This is a genomic window from Aeromonas dhakensis (genome assembly GCF_002285935.1).
Classification (GTDB): domain Bacteria; phylum Pseudomonadota; class Gammaproteobacteria; order Enterobacterales; family Aeromonadaceae; genus Aeromonas; species Aeromonas dhakensis.
Genome location: NZ_CP023141.1, coordinates 3,175,563 through 3,193,443, shown reverse-complemented (window position 1 = coordinate 3,193,443; position 17,881 = coordinate 3,175,563). Strand labels below are relative to the sequence as shown.

The 17,881-nt window shown below is 60.5% G+C and carries 10 protein-coding genes; 3 read left to right on the top strand and 7 right to left on the bottom strand.

The window, feature by feature from the left end:
- Positions 1-83: 83 nt before the first annotated feature.
- The 5 genes from rplY to CK627_RS14855 all read right to left on the bottom strand — a co-directional run bounded on the left by rplY (position 84) and on the right by CK627_RS14855 (position 7,101).
- Positions 84-371 (bottom strand): 50S ribosomal protein L25, encoded by a 288-nt coding sequence (rplY, locus tag CK627_RS14875; RefSeq protein WP_005301003.1) that lies wholly within the window; start codon positions 369-371, stop codon positions 84-86.
- A 106-nt stretch (positions 372-477) separates the two neighbouring features.
- The gene (locus CK627_RS14870; protein ID WP_095592744.1) at positions 478-1,329 is read right to left on the bottom strand and encodes a hypothetical protein; all 852 of its coding nucleotides are present in this window, start codon (positions 1,327-1,329) and stop codon (positions 478-480) included.
- A gap of 63 nt (positions 1,330-1,392) precedes the next feature.
- Positions 1,393-5,307, bottom strand: a complete 3,915-nt coding sequence (gene hrpA / locus CK627_RS14865) for an ATP-dependent RNA helicase HrpA (RefSeq protein WP_095592743.1) — start codon at positions 5,305-5,307, stop codon at positions 1,393-1,395.
- Positions 5,308-5,523: 216 nt separating this feature from the next.
- Positions 5,524-5,946, bottom strand: coding sequence for a CBS domain-containing protein (locus tag CK627_RS14860; protein WP_005301012.1), 423 nt, complete (start codon positions 5,944-5,946; stop codon positions 5,524-5,526).
- 84 nt (positions 5,947-6,030) lie between these two features.
- Positions 6,031-7,101: a helix-turn-helix transcriptional regulator gene (locus CK627_RS14855; RefSeq protein ID WP_005301015.1), complete on the bottom strand. Its 1,071-nt coding sequence runs from the start codon at positions 7,099-7,101 to the stop codon at positions 6,031-6,033.
- Positions 7,102-7,692: 591 nt separating this feature from the next.
- Between CK627_RS14855 and CK627_RS14850 the strand changes: the two genes are divergently transcribed.
- The 3 genes from CK627_RS14850 (at position 7,693) to katG (ending at position 14,277) form a co-directional block, all read left to right on the top strand.
- Positions 7,693-9,015 carry a YjiH family protein gene (locus tag CK627_RS14850; RefSeq protein WP_095592742.1) on the top strand — a complete coding sequence of 441 codons (1,323 nt, stop codon included), beginning with the start codon at positions 7,693-7,695 and terminating at the stop codon, positions 9,013-9,015.
- A 585-nt stretch (positions 9,016-9,600) separates the two neighbouring features.
- Positions 9,601-11,289, top strand: a complete 1,689-nt coding sequence (locus CK627_RS14845; RefSeq protein ID WP_095592741.1) for an ArnT family glycosyltransferase — start codon at positions 9,601-9,603, stop codon at positions 11,287-11,289.
- Between the two features lie 801 nt (positions 11,290-12,090).
- Positions 12,091-14,277, top strand: coding sequence for a catalase/peroxidase HPI (katG, locus tag CK627_RS14840; RefSeq protein WP_095592740.1), 2,187 nt, complete (start codon positions 12,091-12,093; stop codon positions 14,275-14,277).
- 481 nt (positions 14,278-14,758) lie between these two features.
- Here the strand turns inward: katG and CK627_RS14835 are convergent, their stop codons facing one another.
- Positions 14,759-15,088 (bottom strand): YbaB/EbfC family nucleoid-associated protein, encoded by a 330-nt coding sequence (locus CK627_RS14835; protein WP_005301028.1) that lies wholly within the window; start codon positions 15,086-15,088, stop codon positions 14,759-14,761.
- Positions 15,089-15,201: 113 nt separating this feature from the next.
- The gene (gene dnaX, locus CK627_RS14830; RefSeq protein ID WP_095592739.1) at positions 15,202-17,748 is read right to left on the bottom strand and encodes a DNA polymerase III subunit gamma/tau; all 2,547 of its coding nucleotides are present in this window, start codon (positions 17,746-17,748) and stop codon (positions 15,202-15,204) included.
- Between the last annotated feature and the right edge of the window lie 133 nt (positions 17,749-17,881).

The window sequence follows — 17,881 nt, the reverse complement described above, 5'->3', positions numbered from 1 at the left end:
TTTATTTTTATAGGGAAAAAATGCCGTAAAAACAAAGAGGCCACCCGATTGGGTGGCCTCTTCACAGGAACGTTCGTGGTCGATTAGACGCGAACGAAGTCCAGGTGCAGCAGCTTGTAACGTACCGGGTGACGCTGGATAGCTTTCACTTTTACGTTAACTTCTTCGCCGTTGATAACCAGAGTCAGTACGGACTCATAGAATTCCGGCTTTTCTTGGGCCAGGATGAATTTCTTGTGGTCAACGGTGATGGACACGGCTTCTTTGCCTGCACCGTAAACGATGGCAGGAACTTGGTCAGCGTGACGCAGGCGGCGGCTCGCACCTTTCCCCAGGTCAGAACGGACTTCAGCTTGGAATACGAAAGACATAGTGTGTATCTCTTTTAGATGAATTTATGGTGCAGACTGCGACCGGTCGGCACCTCGCAAAACGAGCGCGAATACTATCACGGCCCCCGGGCAGTGACAAGAGACCTCAGCGTCCCTGTTCCAATCTGGCAAAACGCTGCAATCGCTGGGCCGGGCTCAGGGCATCGAAACGGGCCAGCGTCTGTGGCGCCGGGCAGTAGAGGGTATCTCCCGCCTTCACCTTGATGCCCTGACCCATCAGCGCCTGGTTGTCGTCGACGATGGCCAGCAAATAGCTGTAGGTATCCCCCGCCACCCCGGTCACGGTCCCGTTCTGGGCCAGCATGGCAGCGATGCGCCAGAGGGTCTCCCCTGCGGCGACCTGATGACAGACCCGCTTGCCGCCAGCCGCTGGTGCCGCCAGCGTCAGCGTGCTGCTGACAGGCACCATCATCCCCTGACCATCCCCCTGCGATGACACAAATTGCGCCAACCGGGTAGCAGGCGCCTGCCAGCTGGCCTGCTGCGACAAGGCAGCCAGCAGGGGTTCCCCTTGCTCACTTGCCTTGGGTTGGCCCGGTGATGGTGGCACGGCAAATTCCGCTATGAAGGGCACGGCCAGGGTCGCTACCCCTTGTGTCGGATGAGGTTGATAGGCCGCCGGGGTAATGGGTGCCAGCCCGTAGGCCGCTTCGTCGATGCGCCGCAATCTTGCCAGATAAGCTTTGGAGAGCTCGGCCTCCCCCTCGAACAGATCGAAGGGGGGCACCAGTCGTGCCGGAAACAGCACCTGCCAGCGTCCCTTCTTCTTCTTGAGCTCGAGGGTGGGAAATTGATTGCCCCGCCAGGCCACGAACATGGCGGGCGGGGTGCGATGCAGCGGGTAGTACTCCGGGTTCAACTGTACCCAGGTTTGCTCGGCAATGGGCTGATAGCCACTGATGTTGACCATCGCCATCCCTAACCAGAATCCAAGCATCCTTGCTCCTCCGTTAGCGTCCAGGCAGCCGGTAGCGCACCCGCGGCCTTTCTCCTCAGCAGATTAGCACTGGGCGATGGCGTTTAGCACCCGTTTATCGGAGACCGGATAGGGGGTACCCAGATTCTGGGCAAAGAACGACACCCGCAGCTCCTCGATCATCCAGCGGATGTTGGCCACCTCGGTGGGCACCAGCTGGGATTTGGGGATCTTGGCCAGCAGCGCCTTGTATTCCGACTCCACGCTGTGCACCTTGAGCATGTAGACCCTATCCCGGTTGGGATCGATGGCCAGCTTCTCCAGCCGCCGCTCGATGGCACGCAGGTAGCGCAAGAGATCCGGCAGCCGCTGCCAGCCGGTCTCGGTCACGAACCCCTTGTGAATGAGGTTGCCGAGCTGCTGCTGGATGTCGGACATGGCAAAGGCGGTGTCGAGCTGCATCTTGCCCTTGAGTCGCTTCTTGATCTCATGGGAGAGGGTCAGCACGGCTTCCACCTGCTTGGCCACTTCCACCACGGCGTCGTTGAGCTCGGCACGGACATACTCCTTGAGCGCCTCGAAACCGGCCTCGTCCCAGGCCATGCCGCCGTGCTGCTCGATGAGCTTGTCGCAGCCGCAGGCGATGCAGTCATCGATAAGCTCCGCCACCTTGCCAAAGGGGTTGAAATAGAGCCCCAGCTTGGCCTTGTTGGGCAGCTTCTCCTGCAGGTACTTGATGGGAGATGGCACGTTGAGCAGCACCAGCCGGCGCTGGCCCGCCCACATCAGCTGCTGTTGCACCACCGGGCTCTCCACCAGCTGGATGGCGACCGAATCCTTCTGATCCACTAGGGCCGGATAGGCCTTCACCTCAAACCCGCTGCGCTTTTGGCTGTACTCCTTCGGCAGCTCGCCAAAGCTCCAGAGGGTGAGGCCTGACTGCTCGATGTCGTCGTCCGCCACTTGTGACAAGGTCTCCTGCACCTTGCCGCGCAGGGACTCTTTCAATGCCTCCAGGTCTTTGCCTTCCGCCACCTTCTTGTGCTTGTCGTCCACTACCCGGAAGGTGAGTTTCAGGTGATCGGGTACCGCAGCCCAGTCCCAGGATTCGCGAGGCACGGTCACGCCGGTCATGCGGCGCAGCTGGCGCTCCATCTCATCCAGCAGCGGCCCCTGCTCGGGGTTGATGCTGGCGAGCAGCGCATCGGCATAGTTGGGGGCTGGTACGAAGTTCTTGCGCATCGGCTTTGGCATCGACTTGATGAGGGCCACCAAGAGCTCGTGACGAAGCCCCGGGATCAACCACTCGAACCCTTTCACCTCCACCTGATTCAGGAGCGGCAGCGGGATGTGCAGGGTCACGCCATCGGCGGCCTCCCCCGGTTCGAACTGGTAAGTCAATTTGAGCTTGAGGCGCCCCTGCTGCCAGAAGTTGGGGTAGTCGAGATCGCTGATGTGGGCCGCGTCCCCCTTCATCAGCATCTCTTTTTCGAAGTTGAGCAGCTCGGCGTCCTGCTTTTGCGCCTCTTTCCACCACTTGTCGAAGTGGCGGCTTGATATCACCTCCTCCGGCAAGCGAGCATCGTAGAAGCGGAACAAGTCCTCGTCATCCACCAGAATGTCGCGCCGACGGGATTTGTGCTCCAGCGCCTCCACCTCGGCCAGGAGCTTGCGGTTGTCACTGAAGAAGCGGTGGCGGGTCTCGAAATCCCCCTCCACCAGGGCGCGGCGGATAAACAGCTCGCGACACAGGGCCGGATCGATGCGGCTGAAGTTGATGGTGCGCTCGGCAACCAGGGTCAGGCCATAGAGAGTCACCTTCTCCTTGGCCATGACGGCGCCGTTTTTCTTCGACCAATGGGGGTCGCTGTGGTGCAGCTTGATGAGGTGGCCCGCCAGCGGCTCCACCCACTCGGGTTCAATCTTGGCGTTGATGCGGGCGTAGAGACGCGAGGTCTCCACCAATTCTGCGGCCATCACCCACTTGGGCGGCTTCTTGAACAGGCCCGAGGCCGGGAACAGATGGAAACGGCCGTTGCGGGCACCCAAAAACTCCGGCTTCTCCAGATCCTTGTTGCCGATATGGCTCAAGAGGCCGGTCAGCAGGGCGCAGTGCACCGTCTTGAAATCCGCCGGCTCCTGGTTGGCTTTAAAGCCCAGCTCTTTGACCGTCTGACGCAGCTGGAAGTGAATGTCCTGCCACTCGCGCACCCGCAGGTAGGAGAGAAACTCCTTCTGGCACATGCGGCGGAACGGGTTGCTGCCAAGGGCATCCTGCTGCTCTTTCAGGTAGTTCCACAGGTTCACAAAGGCGAGGAAGTCGGAATCCTTGTCTTCAAAGCGTCTGTGCTGCTCGTCGGCGGCCTGCTTCTTCTCCATGGGCCGCTCGCGGGGATCCTGAATGCTGAGGGCGGCGGTGATCACCATCACCTCGCTCAAACAGCCGGTTTGCGCGGCGCTGATCACCATCTTCGCCAGGCGGGGATCAAGGGGGATGCGCGAGAGCTGGCGACCGGTCTCGGTCAGCTGCAGCTTGGCTTCGCGATCGCCGGTGGCGGGCAGCTCGCGCACCGCCTCCAGCTCTTTCAAGAGGGTCAGGCCGTCCTTGATATGGCGCGATTCCGGCGGCTCCACGAAGGGGAACGCCTCCATGTTGCCAAGGCCGAGCGCCAGCATCTGCAGGATGACGGAAGCCAGGTTGGTGCGCAGGATCTCGGGGTCGGTAAAGGCCGGACGGCCGTTGAAATCTTCCTCGGAGTAGAGGCGGATACAGATACCGTCCGCCACCCGGCCGCAGCGCCCTTTACGCTGGTTGGCGCTGGCCTGGGAGACTGGCTCGATGGGCAGGCGCTGCACCTTGGTACGCCAGGAGTAGCGGCTGATACGGGCCGTGCCCGGATCGATGACGTAACGAATGCCCGGCACCGTCAGCGAGGTCTCCGCCACGTTGGTGGCCAGCACGATGCGCCGCCCGGCGTGGGGCTGGAACACCTTGTTCTGCTCGGCGTTGGAGAGGCGAGCGTAGAGCGGCAGTACCTCGGTGTCGCGCAAGTTGAGCTTGCGCAGGGCATCGGCGGTATCGCGGATCTCCCGCTCGCCGTTCATGAAGATGAGGATGTCCCCGAGCCCCTCGCGGGCCAGCTCTTCGACGGCATCGAAGATCCCCTGCAGCTCGTCGCGCTCCTCCAGCCCTTCGCTCTTGTCACTGCTTTTTTTATCAACAAACAGCGGGCGGTAGCGCACCTCCACCGGGTAGGTGCGGCCAGACACCTCGATCACCGGCGCCTTGTTGAAGTGGCGGGAGAAACGCTGCGGGTCTATGGTGGCCGAGGTGATGATGACCTTCAGATCGGGGCGCCTCGGCAGCAGCTGCTTTAAGTAACCCAGGATGAAGTCGATGTTGAGACTGCGCTCGTGGGCCTCATCGATGATGATGGTGTCGTACTGGGTGAGCATCCGGTCGTTCTGGATCTCCGCCAGCAGGATACCGTCGGTCATCAGCTTGATGTGGGTCTGCTCGCTCACCTGATCGGTAAAACGCACCTTGTAGCCTACGTAGTGACCGAGCTCGGACTCCATCTCTTCGGCAATACGGGCCGCCACGGTACGGGCCGCCAGACGGCGCGGCTGGGTGTGGCCTATAAAGCCTTTCACCCCGCGCCCCAGCGCCAGGCAGATCTTGGGGATCTGGGTGGTTTTGCCCGAGCCGGTTTCCCCGGCGATGATCACCACCTGATGTTCGTTGATCGCCTTGGCGATCTCCGCCTGCTTCTGGCTGACCGGCAGATTGTCCGGATAGGTGACCCTGGGCACACCGGCCAGACGGGATTGATAGCGCGCCTCGGCCACATCCAGATCGGCAGCGATGGTCTCGAGTACGGCGGCCTGCTTGGCTTCCGGCAGCTTCTTGGCCCCGTGCAGACGGCTGGAGAGACGGCGGGCGTCGAGGTTCATGCAGGCAGATAGACGGCGGCGCAGCGCCTCGATAGAGAGAGACAAGGTACGAATTCCTTAAAAGAGTGCCCATCAAGGGCCATATCGATAGCTGGGGGAGATCCTAAAGAGCGAGGCTGGACGGTGCAAGCCTTAAAGCGGCGCCGAGGAGGATGAAGCCTGTATCACAGCGGGCATCGGCATTCCCCATGCGGCAATAAAAGAGCAGGCATGGTGCCTGCTCTGTGCTGCCAACGTGCTGACGAGGTGAAAACAGCGTCCTCAGGCACGAGCCTTGTGTACGAAACAGGTCCCCAGCTGGGCGTGGATGGCCTGCATCACATCGTGGCGGCTGATGACCCCGAGCAGATGCCCCTCCTCCACGACCGGATAGATCTTGGGCTTTTGTCCCATCATCATCTCGGCCAGCTCGAGGATGCTGGTGTCGGGGCCGACGGCCAGCACCTCCTTGCGCATCACATCCCTGACCTGGGCTACCTGTTCACAGTGATAGGCCTCTTTCAACATGACGGCGATACAGTCCTGCTCGGAGACCCAACCCACCAGGTGGCCCCGTTCGTCCACCACGGGGCCGCCAAGCTGGCGACTGTTGAGAAACTTTTCCACTGCCGCCTGCACCATCATCTCCGCGCTGAAGGTGATGGGACGAGTCTGCATGTAATCCTTTGCCTTGAGTGATTCCATCGTGCGTTCCCCCAACCTGCCTCCCGGGCGGGAGGCGCGAGCCGGGCACTATGTCCGGCTCACTCCAAGCATAGCTCGCATGGATCAGGAGATGGATTGCAGCAACAGCAGCAGCTCGTTCTGGCTGTGGCAGTCGGTCTTCTTGAACACCCCTTTCAGGGTCGAGCGCACGGTTTCCACCTTGACGCCACGCAGCTCGGCGATGTCGTTGCTGCTGTAGCCCTTGCTCATCAGCACCAGCAGCTCTTTCTCGCCGATGGTGAGCGGATAGAGGCTGGCCAGCGCTTCGATGTCGGGGTTGAAGGAGTGTTCGGGATCCCGCAGCACCACCTCCACATAGCGCTCGAAGCGATTGAGACCGCTCATCAGGGTGCACTGGATCAGCAACGGCCGCAGATTGGGCTGACGAGGAATGGACATATAGGCGCTGGCACCGGGCAGCAGATAGGCGAAGCCATTCAATATCTCTTTGAACTGGCGCTGCTGCTCCTTATTTTGCAGCGAGAAAATACCATTGCCCGCTCGCAGTTCCACGTTCTCGTCGGCAATACGATTGAAGGCGACGTTGGAATAATGGATATGCCCTTTGTCATCGACGATGGCGCTGGGTTTATTATGGTTTTTTACCAGCTGTTGCAGCTGATAGTTCTGGGTTTCCAGGGCCAGCAGGTTCCAATAATGTTGGCTCCAGGCCGCCAGGCCAGAATAAACTTCGCCAAGGGAAGAAATTTCCTGCGCGCTGAAATCATCCTGCGTCGCCGCACGATAGGTAGACAGGCTGCTCAGCCCCCGCCCCTTCACCCGGCAGACACCGCCGGCCGCAAACTGGGCGCCGAAACTGGCCAGCAAACCCGCCGAATTGGAGAGGCTGTTGGCACTGACGATCCCCTGGCAGCCCTTGTCCAGATAGTGATTGAACCACACATCCTGGCGATGGTGCTGGACATAGAACTGCTGCTGGGCTTCGGTCAAACCACTGGAAAAGAGCTTGATGCCGTCGCTCTTGTCATCATCCCGCAACAAGAACAGCGACGAGCTGCCTGACACGTCGGAGCGGAACTGATCCACCACCAACTTAATGTCAGAATCATTAATACCGCACTCATATAACTGGCTTATATAGGGCGATACCCTTTCTTTTACTAATGCCTTCACACCCGAACTCCTAATTTCTTATTTTTATTGAAGTGGCATCTTACTCTGCAATGAGAAACGCGAAAAGTAGTCAAATGAACAAAGGTTTTATAACTGATCCATAAATAGTAATGATGAAACGACATAAGAGCGCTCGAAAGCGAAAATCTTAAATCCAAGTTAATGTTTTTTATGATTTTTGTCGCTGATGTTGTGCTTGTCTGTGGCAAGCCACAGGCACTGTCGATGCGACAATGGTGCAACAAAGTAGCCCTCTCGTGCCATTTGCTGCGACAAGTTGCCCAGGGGAGCCAATCAACGCGACTATGTCACTCCACAGACCTGGTTATTCTGGGCCTCTCCACGCCTAAGCGCCCGCCACCTCTCGCCCTCGGCCATGCAGGCCCCCTGCCCGACCGATCTCTGCGCCCCTGATCATTTATCAAATCCAACCGACTCCCTTTGCCGCCGACCTCATCGCTTACTCGCTGTCGTCGCCGCTCAAGGTGTTTCATTTTGGTTAATTTTGTGTTTAATTCACTCCTGAAACACTTAATGTATATACAAATAACAACCCAACACACGGACTGACACCCACCGCAAGGAGCAGGTATGGAATCGGACAACCTACTGTTAACCCCCATGAAGCCAGGCGCAGGCATCAAGCTGCTGCTGACCAGCCTGCTGGGCATCGCCATCTTCTTCATTCCGGTCGAGCTGGGGGGGCGCAGCACCATAGTGGTGGATCATCTGGCCGGCCTGGTGATGACCCAACGCCCCCTGGCGACCGGCCTCATCCTGCTGCTGATCGGGTATGGTGCCGTGATGCCTTTGCTCGATGGCCGCTGGCGTGCGCGCCCCATCGATAGGGTATTGAGCCTGTTCAAGCTGCTGGGCTTGGGAGTGGCCTTGATCTATGTCACCGGGATCGGGCCGGCCTGGTTGATGACCCCGGATCGACTGCCTTTTCTGTTCGACAAGCTGGCCATGTCGGTGGGCCTCATCGTGCCCATCGGCGCCATGGCCCTCACCTTTTTGCTTGGCTTCGGTCTGCTGGAGCTTATCGGCGTATTGATGCAGCCCGTGATGCGCCCCCTCTGGCGCACGCCAGGCCACTCCGCCATCGATGCCGTGGCCTCGTTCGTCGGCAGCTACTCGGTGGGTCTGCTCATTACCAACCGGGTTTTCCTGGCAGGCAAGTACACGGTGCGCGAAGCCGTCATCATCGCCACCGGCTTCTCCACCGTGTCGGCCGCCTTCATGATCATCGTGGCCAAGACCCTTGGCCTGATGGCGCAGTGGAATTTCTACTTCTGGTCCACCCTGGTCATCACCTTCATCATCACCGCCATCCTGGCGCGCGTGCCTCCCATCGCCACCATGGCTCATGAGGGCGACACCGACGAACCCTTGCCTGCCGGCCAACGCCGCTGGCAAGCGGCCATGGCCGCCGGGCTCGCCCAATCCAGCCAGGCCGAGCCCTTGCTGAGCCAACTGCGGGACAACCTCAGGGACGGTCTTCACATGGCTGCCGCCGTGGTGCCGACCATACTGTCGGTCGGTTTGCTGGGCCTGCTGCTGGCCCAGCACACCCCCCTGTTCGATCTGATTGGCTGGCTGCTCTGGCCGCTCACCTGGCTGCTCGATCTGGGAGAGCCGCTGGCTACCGCCAAGGCACTCTCGGCCGGTCTGGCGGAGATGTTCCTGCCGGCCATCCTGCTCAAGGATGCAGATTTGCTGGTGCGCTATGTCGCGGCCGTGGTCTCGGTCAGCTCGGTGCTCTTTTTCTCGGCCTCCATCCCCTGCATCCTGGCCACCCGGATCCCGGTGAGTGTGGGACAACTGGTGGTGATCTGGCTGCTGCGTACCCTGCTTGGCATTGTGCTGGCTGCGCTTTGCGGTCGCCTTGCCATTGCACTCGGCTGGCTGGCTTGAAGGATCAAAGAGGCTCATGCATCAGCACGTTGGCTGAAACCCTAAACAGGGAGGCTTGCCTCCCTGTTTATTTAATTTATCGACCCCCTCTCCAACACTGAAAATAATGCATGCCCTGCCCATTAACGATGGGCAAATTGATACCGTCTGAGCATCACCAATAATGAACAACAATGGGTAAGGCACATGATGGCCGCTTGAAAAATTTATAAACAATATAAATCCATTTAAAAAGCCGTATGGCAAACGTGACCAAGGCAAGCCTTGAATCAAGACTGTCATGTCGCCTGCGGGCTCACGGTGACAGCTACGTCAGCCCCGCCACAGGCCTCAATGCAGCCGTTTTTTAGGTTGATGAACCAACCCGACAGCAGAACAGCTGTACCCCATTTTTATTTTTACAGGCAATATTTGGTAACAACTTCCTCATTATCATTCCCCCATGGCTGTGATACTACAGTTGACTGCCGATCTCTTATTTTTGGTGACACAGATTAAATATGGATATTGTCATGACACATCATCGCCATGCATTTTTCGACAGGGTCGACAGGCAACCGCAATTCATGCGGTCAGGAGGGTCCCATGCTGCCCACTAGACCCGCAGTCGAGACTCATCTCGGAGCCTTGCTCCTCATGGTCTTCGTCATCGTGCTGATGGGTCAGTTTGGCCACCAGCTATGGACGCCAGACGAACCTCGCGAAGCCGCCATCGCCTGGGAGATGTTCAACAGCCGTGAGCTGGCCATCCCGACCCTGGCCGGCAGCAGCTTTATCGAAAAACCCCCGCTCTATTACATTCTTGCCATCCCCTTGCTGGCCCTGCTGCACGATACCCTGGGCATTACGGTGACGTTGCGCCTGGTGGGGGCCCTCTGGGCCCTGGGCACACTGCTGTTCACCGGCCTGCTGGCCAAGCGGGTATTGGGTTCCGGCACTGCGGCGCTCTGGTCGGTCATTGCACAGGGAACCATGGAGGGCTTCATCATGAACAGCCACTGGATCCGGGTAGACACCAGCCTCGCCTTTTTCGTCGCCTTCACCATGTGGGCTTTCGCCGAATGGTACCTGGGTGGTCGATCTCGGATGCTCTGGTTCGCAGGGCTCGGTCTCTCCCTCTGTTTTCTGGTCAAGGGGCCCATCGGCCCCATCACCCTCTTCTTTGGCTGGCTGGCACTGTTCATCCCGGCATTCAGGCGTCATCTTGCCGCTAACGAGGGAGGCCGTTTCGTGATGCAGCACCTCGGCATGAGCCTGCTGTTCGTCATGCCCATCGCAGGCTGGCTGCTGACCCTGTGGCAGCATCCCGAGGGAGACGCACTCTGGCAACAGTGGTTCTGGCAAAATCAGGTGGGCAGGTTGACAGGCAGCTCTGCCGAACTGGGCCACATCAAGTCCGGCGAATACTTCTTCTACCTTGTAGGAATCGCAGAATACACCCTGCCCTGGCTGCCCCTCGTGCTCTATTGGGGCTGGCAAACCATCAGGCAGAAACAGTGGAGCGTCTCCCGCCTGTTCCTGCTCATCTGGACAGTGGGCACCCTGCTGCTGCTCAGCGTGGCCTCCACCAAGCGGACCCTCTACCTCTTTCCGCTGATGCCGGTCTTTGCCCTGATGATCGGGCAACTGAGCCTCAGCTGGCCTCGCTGGCTGAATGGCTATGGCCGTGGCTGGACCCTGTTCATGTTCCTGTTCGCTCTGGCCCTGCTCATGGCCCCTTTCTACCTGCCGCTGTTGCCGGTGGAGATCCCCGACCAGACCCTTTCCGTCATCAGCACCCTCGGCTGGCGTCATGTGCTGGCGGCGGTATTGCTTATTTTCGCGGCCGAACAGTTGTGGCGCTGGCGTGAAATTGAGGGAGCCACCCTGCTGGCCAGTGCATCCGGCATCATGTTCTTGCTGGCATTTACCCTGGCCTACCCCGCCATTGATGCCGCCAAAGCGATGAAAGGCGATACAGAGCGTTTCTTGCTGAAGATCCCCATCGAGCAGCGTGCCCGGATTGCCGGCTGGAACTTTGGTGAAACCGAGCGGGGACTCTTTTCGGTGTACGGCGACTGGCAGATCAAAAACGTCGACACGGCGCGGCTTCATGACATCTTGACTTGCCGTGACCCCATCTTCACCAGCCTGCTCATCAATCAGGACGACAAGAACTTCCAGTTGGCCAGCTTGCTGGCCGGGCATACCTACCGGTTGCTGGCCACGGGGCACCCCAGAGTGGACAGAGATGCCCGCGCCATCTACTGGGTCAAGGGGCGCTGCGACCATTGATGAATTGCACGGCCATCGGGGAAAGGCCATTGAAATTGAAACTGGCTCATGTTGACGCTTTCCTGTTCCTCACCAAATGGCGGACGAGGAATCATGGCCAAGACCGGCTCAAGGTGGCCAGTCAATTTGCCAACGCCAGCTGAACAGCCTGCTCCTGCATCACCAGATCAGGCAGCATAAAGCAAAGAAGCCAGGACTGTCGCACTCCTGGCTTCTTTGCTTTTTACGCGCTTACCTGTGCTCAACGCCTGTCAACATGACGCGCCTGCACGATATTCCCTTGCCAATGTCCTTCAAATAAGAGTCACAGCCGAAAACCAGGCCATGATTGTTTACCCGAGCTATCAACATGACCGGCTTTTTAATGAAGAGCTCCCACCGCCATCAATTCGATTCAACCAAGTGCCCTCGGTTCACGCTACAGACATTGAGCATTCAATAGAGAGTCATGGTCCGATGGCCTGCGATAAGGCGCAGACTCTTCACGCCCCCGCTCATCCATGACCAGGCTGAGGCAAGGCGCCGGTTCGACGCTCAACTATCATCTATGTCTCCACGATTTAGTCATACTGACAGGCAGCCCGAGATGACGCACATGTCTGCACGCCGGCGCTCTTGTGTGCAAGGAGAGCCGGGGGGTTCAAGCAGAAACTGTCGCATGAAAGTTGATCTTCAATCGTCATTGCCGATGAATGTCAGAGTTTTAACCTTATGTTCAGTAACGCTATTTCAGAGTTAGATTGATCTTAGGAACGAAGAGCACTGTTTCACCGTCATAACGTTAATAAGAGGACATAGTGAATGGACAAACACACTCATGGGGCCGGTCAGTGCCCTTTTGCACACGGAGCCAATACTTCCGCCGGCCAGGAGCCTCAAGTTTGGTGGCCCAATGCCCTCAACCTCGACATCCTGCACCAACATGACCGCAAGACCAATCCGATGGATGAGTCTTTCAATTATGCTGATGCCTTCAGCAGCCTCGATTACGATGCCCTCAAGGCCGACCTCCATGCCCTGATGACCGACAGCCAGCCCTGGTGGCCGGCCGACTGGGGGCACTACGGCGGCCTGATGATCCGCATGGCCTGGCACTCCGCAGGCAGCTATCGCGCCACCGACGGCCGTGGCGGTGCCAACACCGGCAACCAGCGCTTCGCCCCCCTCAACAGCTGGCCAGACAACGGCAACCTCGACAAGGCGCGCCGCCTGCTGTGGCCCATCAAACAGAAATACGGCAACAAGATCTCCTGGGCCGACCTGATGATCCTGGCGGGCAACGTCGCTTATGAATCCATGGGGCTCAAGACCTTTGGTTTTGCCGGTGGCCGCGAGGACATCTGGCATCCGGAAAAAGATGTCTACTGGGGCTCCGAGAAGGAGTGGCTGGCGCCGAGCGGCAGCGAAGGGAGCCGTTACAGTGGTGAACGGGATCTGGAGAACCCGCTGGCCGCGGTGATGATGGGGCTTATTTACGTCAACCCGGAAGGGGTGGATGGCAACCCTGATCCCCTGAAAACCGCCCACGACATGCGCGTCACCTTTGCCCGCATGGGGATGAATGACGAAGAGACCGTCGCCCTCACCGCAGGTGGCCACACCGTCGGCAAGGCCCACGGCAACGGCAGCGCTGCCAAATTGGGGCCGGCCCCGGAGGGCGCCGAGCTGCACGAGCAGGGGCTTGGCTGGATCAACCACGAGAGCCGCGGTATCGGCCGCGACACGGTCACCAGCGGGATCGAGGGCGCCTGGACCAGCAACCCGACTCGCTGGGACAACGGCTACTTCAAGATGTTGCTGGGCCACGACTGGTGGCTCAAGAAGAGCCCGGCCGGTGCCTGGCAGTGGGAGCCCATTGCCATCAAGGAGGAAGATCGCCCGGTGGACGTGGAAGACCCCTCCCTGCGCTGCAGCCCCATCATGACGGACGCAGACATGGCACTGCGCTTTGACCCCGTCTACCGGGAGATCTCCGAGCGCTTCGCAGCGGATCAAGACCTCTTCTCCGACGCCTTTGCCCGCGCCTGGTTCAAGCTGACCCACCGCGACATGGGGCCGCGCAGCCGCTACCTGGGGCCGGAGGTACCGAGCGAAGTCATGGTGTGGCAGGATCCGGTGCCGGTGGTGAATTACCAGCTCTCCGAGCAGGAGGTGAGCGAGCTCAAGGGCAAACTGCTGGCCTGTGGCGTGGCGCCAGCCGATTTGATCGCCACCGCCTGGGACAGTGCCCGCACCTTCCGCGGCTCCGATTATCGCGGTGGGGCCAACGGTGCTCGTATCCGCCTTGCGCCGATGAAGGAGTGGGAAGGCAACGAGCCCGCTCGCCTCGAGAAGGTGCTCAACGCCCTGATCGCCCTGCAGGCCACCCTGAACAAGCCGGTCAGCATCGCCGACCTGATTGTGCTGGGCGGCAGCGCAGCGGTAGAGCAGGCGGCCAAGCTGGCCGGCGTTGATATCGTCGTTCCCTTTGCGCCGGGTCGCGGCGATGCCGGCGCCGAGCAGACCGATGCCGAGTCGTTCGCCTTCCTGGAGTCGGTGCACGACGGTTTTCGCAACTGGCAGAAGGGGCACTACCAGGTGCAGCCGGAAGAGATGCTGCTCGACCGTGCCCAGTTGCTGGGGCTCACCGCCCGCGAGATGACAGTGCTGGTCGGCGGTATGCGGGTGCTTGGCACCAACCACGGCGGCTCGGCCCACGGCGTCTTTACCGACCGGGTCGGGGTGCTCAGCAACGACTTCTTCGTCAACCTGACCGACATGGCTTATAGCTGGCAGCCGACTGGCCGCAACAGCTACCAGATCGTGGATCGTCAGAGCGGCGCAGTGAAGTGGACCGCCACCCGGGTTGACCTGGTGTTTGGCTCCAACTCGGTGCTGCGTGCCTACGCCGAGGTCTATGCCCAGCAAGATGGCAAGGAGAAGTTCGTACGCGACTTCGTCAAGGCCTGGGTCAAGGTGATGAACAACGACCGTTTCGACCTGAAATAACCCGCCAGGTCCGTATAAAGAACGCCAGCCGCGAGGCTGGCGTTCTTTTTTGTCGGCACGCGCCGCCAGTGGCGGTGCATCGGCCTCCCCTCACTAACGGGGGACTGGAGAGCGGAAAAAGAGTGAAGCAAGAGGGGGCGGAAGGAATGCAAGCAGAGAGCACAAAACCTGCACCGGTTCGATGTGGTGGGAGGCGTGACAGGGGTGGACCCCTACTCATAAAAACGCAGCTGACACGGGGAAAGTGTCAGCTGCGTCATGACTACTCGCGATGCATCCGGATGGTGAAGGCCCTTGAATCGCTGCACAAGCCACTGGCTGACAACGGGAGGGAATCACCTGTCCCATCCTGGCCCATGGGTCGGCAACGACGCTCCGGCGTTACCGGAGCGAGTTGACCGGGAAATCGGGGCAAGTGCCCCATCACGACCGACGGGCAGACCATCACGCGCAGCCTATTGCTGCGACTGGAAATGAGTCCTTAAAAGGGCATCTTGAAACCGGGGGGCAGTTGCATGCCGCCGGTCAGCTCGCCCATCTTGGCCTTGTTCTGCTCTTCGACGCGACGCACGGCATCGTTGACGGCCGCAGCCACCAGATCTTCCAGCATCTCTTTGTCATCTTCCATCAGGCTCGGGTCGATTTCGATGCGACGCACGCTGTGGCTACCGGCCATGGTGACCTTGACCATGCCAGCGCCGGCTTCACCGACTACTTCCATCTGGGCAAGCTGCTCTTGCATCTTCTGCATGCGCTCTTGCATCTGTTGGGCCTGTTTCATCAGGTTCCCCATTCCACCTTTACCAAACATATGTCGTCTCTCGTCTTGAAATCCGGCATCCAGCGCCGGGCCGTGGGTTTACCCGTCCTAAGTGGGGACGGCCAAACCGTTTTTCAACCGGGCACCAGGCCCGGATGGTGTGATCAGTTGCTCAGCGGCTCTATGCTGTCGTGGTGCAGCATGGCGCCAAACCGCTGTTGCAAGAATTGCACGTTGGGATCCTGCTCCAGATCCCGGGTGACCTGCTCCCGCACCCCGAGATAGAGGCGGTGCTCAATCTCGAGCGGGGTTTCCCGCTCTGGCACCACGCCCAGGGTGACGTCCACCTGTACCGCCAGCCCCAGTTCGGGGCCGATGATCTCGGCCAGATCGGCGCGCGCCCTGTCGCTCACCAGATGGCGCTGCTCGGGTTTGAGGGTCAGCAGCACCTTGTCACCCTGCTGCTCCATCACTGAATTGATGGCCAGCTGGCGCAGGCGGCCACCCACACCGGTGCGGGCAATCAGTTCGGCCCAATGGTCGCCGCAATTGGCCAGCAGCGAAGAGGGGATCAATCTGGCCGCCTCCTCACTCCCTTGCGGCTGGTTGTCGCTCTCCAGCTCGTTCCAGTCGATGGTTTCCATGACCGAGGCGGCAGGCTCGCTGATGGTCGCCTCAGGGGGCGTTGCAACGGCGACCGGCGCACTCGGCGCAGCGACCGTCTGCCGGCCGGCACTGCCATCCAGATCCCAGGGCGGCAGATCATCCGCCTGGGGACGAGCGGCGGGCGCTGGCTGCATCACCTGGGTGGTTCGCTCCGGCAAGGGGGCGCTGGCGAACGCATCGTTGAAACCCTGACTCAAATACTCTTCGTAGTCGCTGCCGCTCTCTTCATAGGCATCGAGCGGCGGCAATTCATCGTAACCTGACTGGGCCGCCTGGGCAGCTGCCTGCACCCGGGGGGCACTCGGGGAGTGGGGCGTCGAGGGCGGCATGGCCGCAGCCGGTGCCATCGGTGCCGGTTTGGCGGCCGCCATCGGCTTGACCGGCGTCGCCCGGGCTGGCGCCGCATTGCCGCTCGGCTCGCCGCGCAGGCGGCTTCGCAGCAGATTGCGCTTGCCCAGCAGACTTTGCATGCTGGCCACCGTTGAAGAGACACTCCCCTCCCCGCTGTCAGCCACTTCGTCAGCCACATTCGTTGGTACGGCGCCTTGTACGGAGGACGCGGGCTGGGCAGCGGCAGGCTGAGCCGTGGGCGCAATAGGTTCGGACGCGGCTTCATAACCCATCTGCTCGGCCTCACGCAGCAGCTCCGCCTGCTCGGCAAAGAGCGGATCCAGCGCGGCGCCGCCTTCCGGCTCCGCCATGTCAGCCAACTGTGAGTGAGGCTGGGCGGCCTGTCCGGCCTCCTGCGCCCCTTGGTGCTCGACCGATGCAGAAGAAGTAACCGGCGCAGGCGAAATCGCGGCGTCGGCTGACGGAGCCTGCGGCATCATGTCGGTGGCCGGGGGTGGCTCAACCCCCTCGGGCTTTCCCAAGGCGGGGGCTGGGCTCCTCGCACCTGCGGCGGGTAGGCCACCGAGTGCCGGAGGCAGCGCCGTCAAGCTGGCGGGGTGCAGCACCTCGCGCCGGGGCGAGAAGGCCAGCATCCGCAGGCAGGTCATCTCCAGTGCGGTGCGGCCATCGGGGGCCCAGGGCAGATCCTTGCGGCCCCCCAGCACGATCTGATAGCAGAGCTGCACCTCTTCCGGGCTCATGGCCTGGGCCAGCTGCAGCAGGGCATCGGCATCCGCCCCCTGCTCCTGCACGGTGGCCGGCAACAGCTGCGCCATGGCGATGCGATGGAGCAGCCCTTCCAGCTCGGCATGGAGCTGATCAAAGTCGGGGCCCAGGGTCGCTATCTCGGTGATCTTGGCCATGGTGGCGGGTGCATCCTGGCGCAGCACAGCTTCCAGCAGTTGATGCAGATGGCGGTGATCCAGGGTCCCCAGCATGGCCAGCACGCTGTCGGTGCGCACGCTGCCATTGCCGTGGGCCAGCGCCTGATCGGTCAGGCTCAGGGCATCGCGCATGCTGCCGTCCGCCGCCTTGGCCAGGGCCAGCAGGGCGCGCGGCTCGAAGGGTTGTCCCTCCTGATCCAGCACCCATTCGAGCTGCTTGGCGATCTGGGTCTGATCCAGACTCTTCAGATGAAACTGCAGGCAGCGCGAGAGGATGGTGATGGGCAGCTTTTGCGGATCCGTGGTGGCCAGCAGGAACTTCACATAGGGGGGCGGCTCTTCCAGGGTTTTCAGCAGCGCGTTGAAGCTGTGGCGCGACAACATGTGCACTTCGTCGATGAGATAGACCTTGAAACGGCCACGGGCCGGTCGGTACTGCACGTTGTCGAGCAGCTCGCGGGTATCTTCCACCTTGGTGCGTGACGCCGCGTCTATCTCCAGCAGATCGACGAAGTTGCCCTGATCGATCTCGCGGCAGGTGTCGCACACGCCGCACGGATGACTGCTGATCCCCTGCTCGCAGTTGAGGCTCTTGGCCAGGATGCGCGCAATGGTGGTCTTGCCGACCCCGCGAGTACCGCTCAGCAGATAGGCGTGATGCAGCCGTCCCTGATCCAGGGCGTTGGTCAAGGCGGTCAGCACATGATGCTGGCCTACCACTTGTTCAAACGTATGGGGGCGCCATTTACGCGCCAGAACCTGATAGCTCATAGATCTCGATGCAGGGATGACAAGGCATTGAGGCTGGATGCTAACACAAATGCGGGGCGGGCTGTATCGGCTATCGGCCGAGGCGGGAGGGATCGCTTGAATTTCAAACCGATGCCCGCTCGGGCACCGGTTT

What these genes read in the sequence shown, in the direction of transcription:
- CK627_RS14870 (WP_095592744.1), bottom strand. Translation starts at nt 1,329, where the DNA reads ATGCTTGGATTCTGGTTAGGGATGGCGATGGTCAACATCAGTGGCTAT.
- CK627_RS14845 (WP_095592741.1), top strand. Translation starts at nt 9,601, where the DNA reads ATGCTGCCCACTAGACCCGCAGTCGAGACTCATCTCGGAGCCTTGCTC.
- CK627_RS14860 (WP_005301012.1), bottom strand. Translation starts at nt 5,946, where the DNA reads ATGGAATCACTCAAGGCAAAGGATTACATGCAGACTCGTCCCATCACC.
- CK627_RS14835 (WP_005301028.1), bottom strand. Translation starts at nt 15,088, where the DNA reads ATGTTTGGTAAAGGTGGAATGGGGAACCTGATGAAACAGGCCCAACAG.
- katG (WP_095592740.1), top strand. Translation starts at nt 12,091, where the DNA reads ATGGACAAACACACTCATGGGGCCGGTCAGTGCCCTTTTGCACACGGA.
- CK627_RS14850 (WP_095592742.1), top strand. Translation starts at nt 7,693, where the DNA reads ATGGAATCGGACAACCTACTGTTAACCCCCATGAAGCCAGGCGCAGGC.
- rplY (WP_005301003.1), bottom strand. Translation starts at nt 371, where the DNA reads ATGTCTTTCGTATTCCAAGCTGAAGTCCGTTCTGACCTGGGGAAAGGT.
- dnaX (WP_095592739.1), bottom strand. Translation starts at nt 17,748, where the DNA reads ATGAGCTATCAGGTTCTGGCGCGTAAATGGCGCCCCCATACGTTTGAA.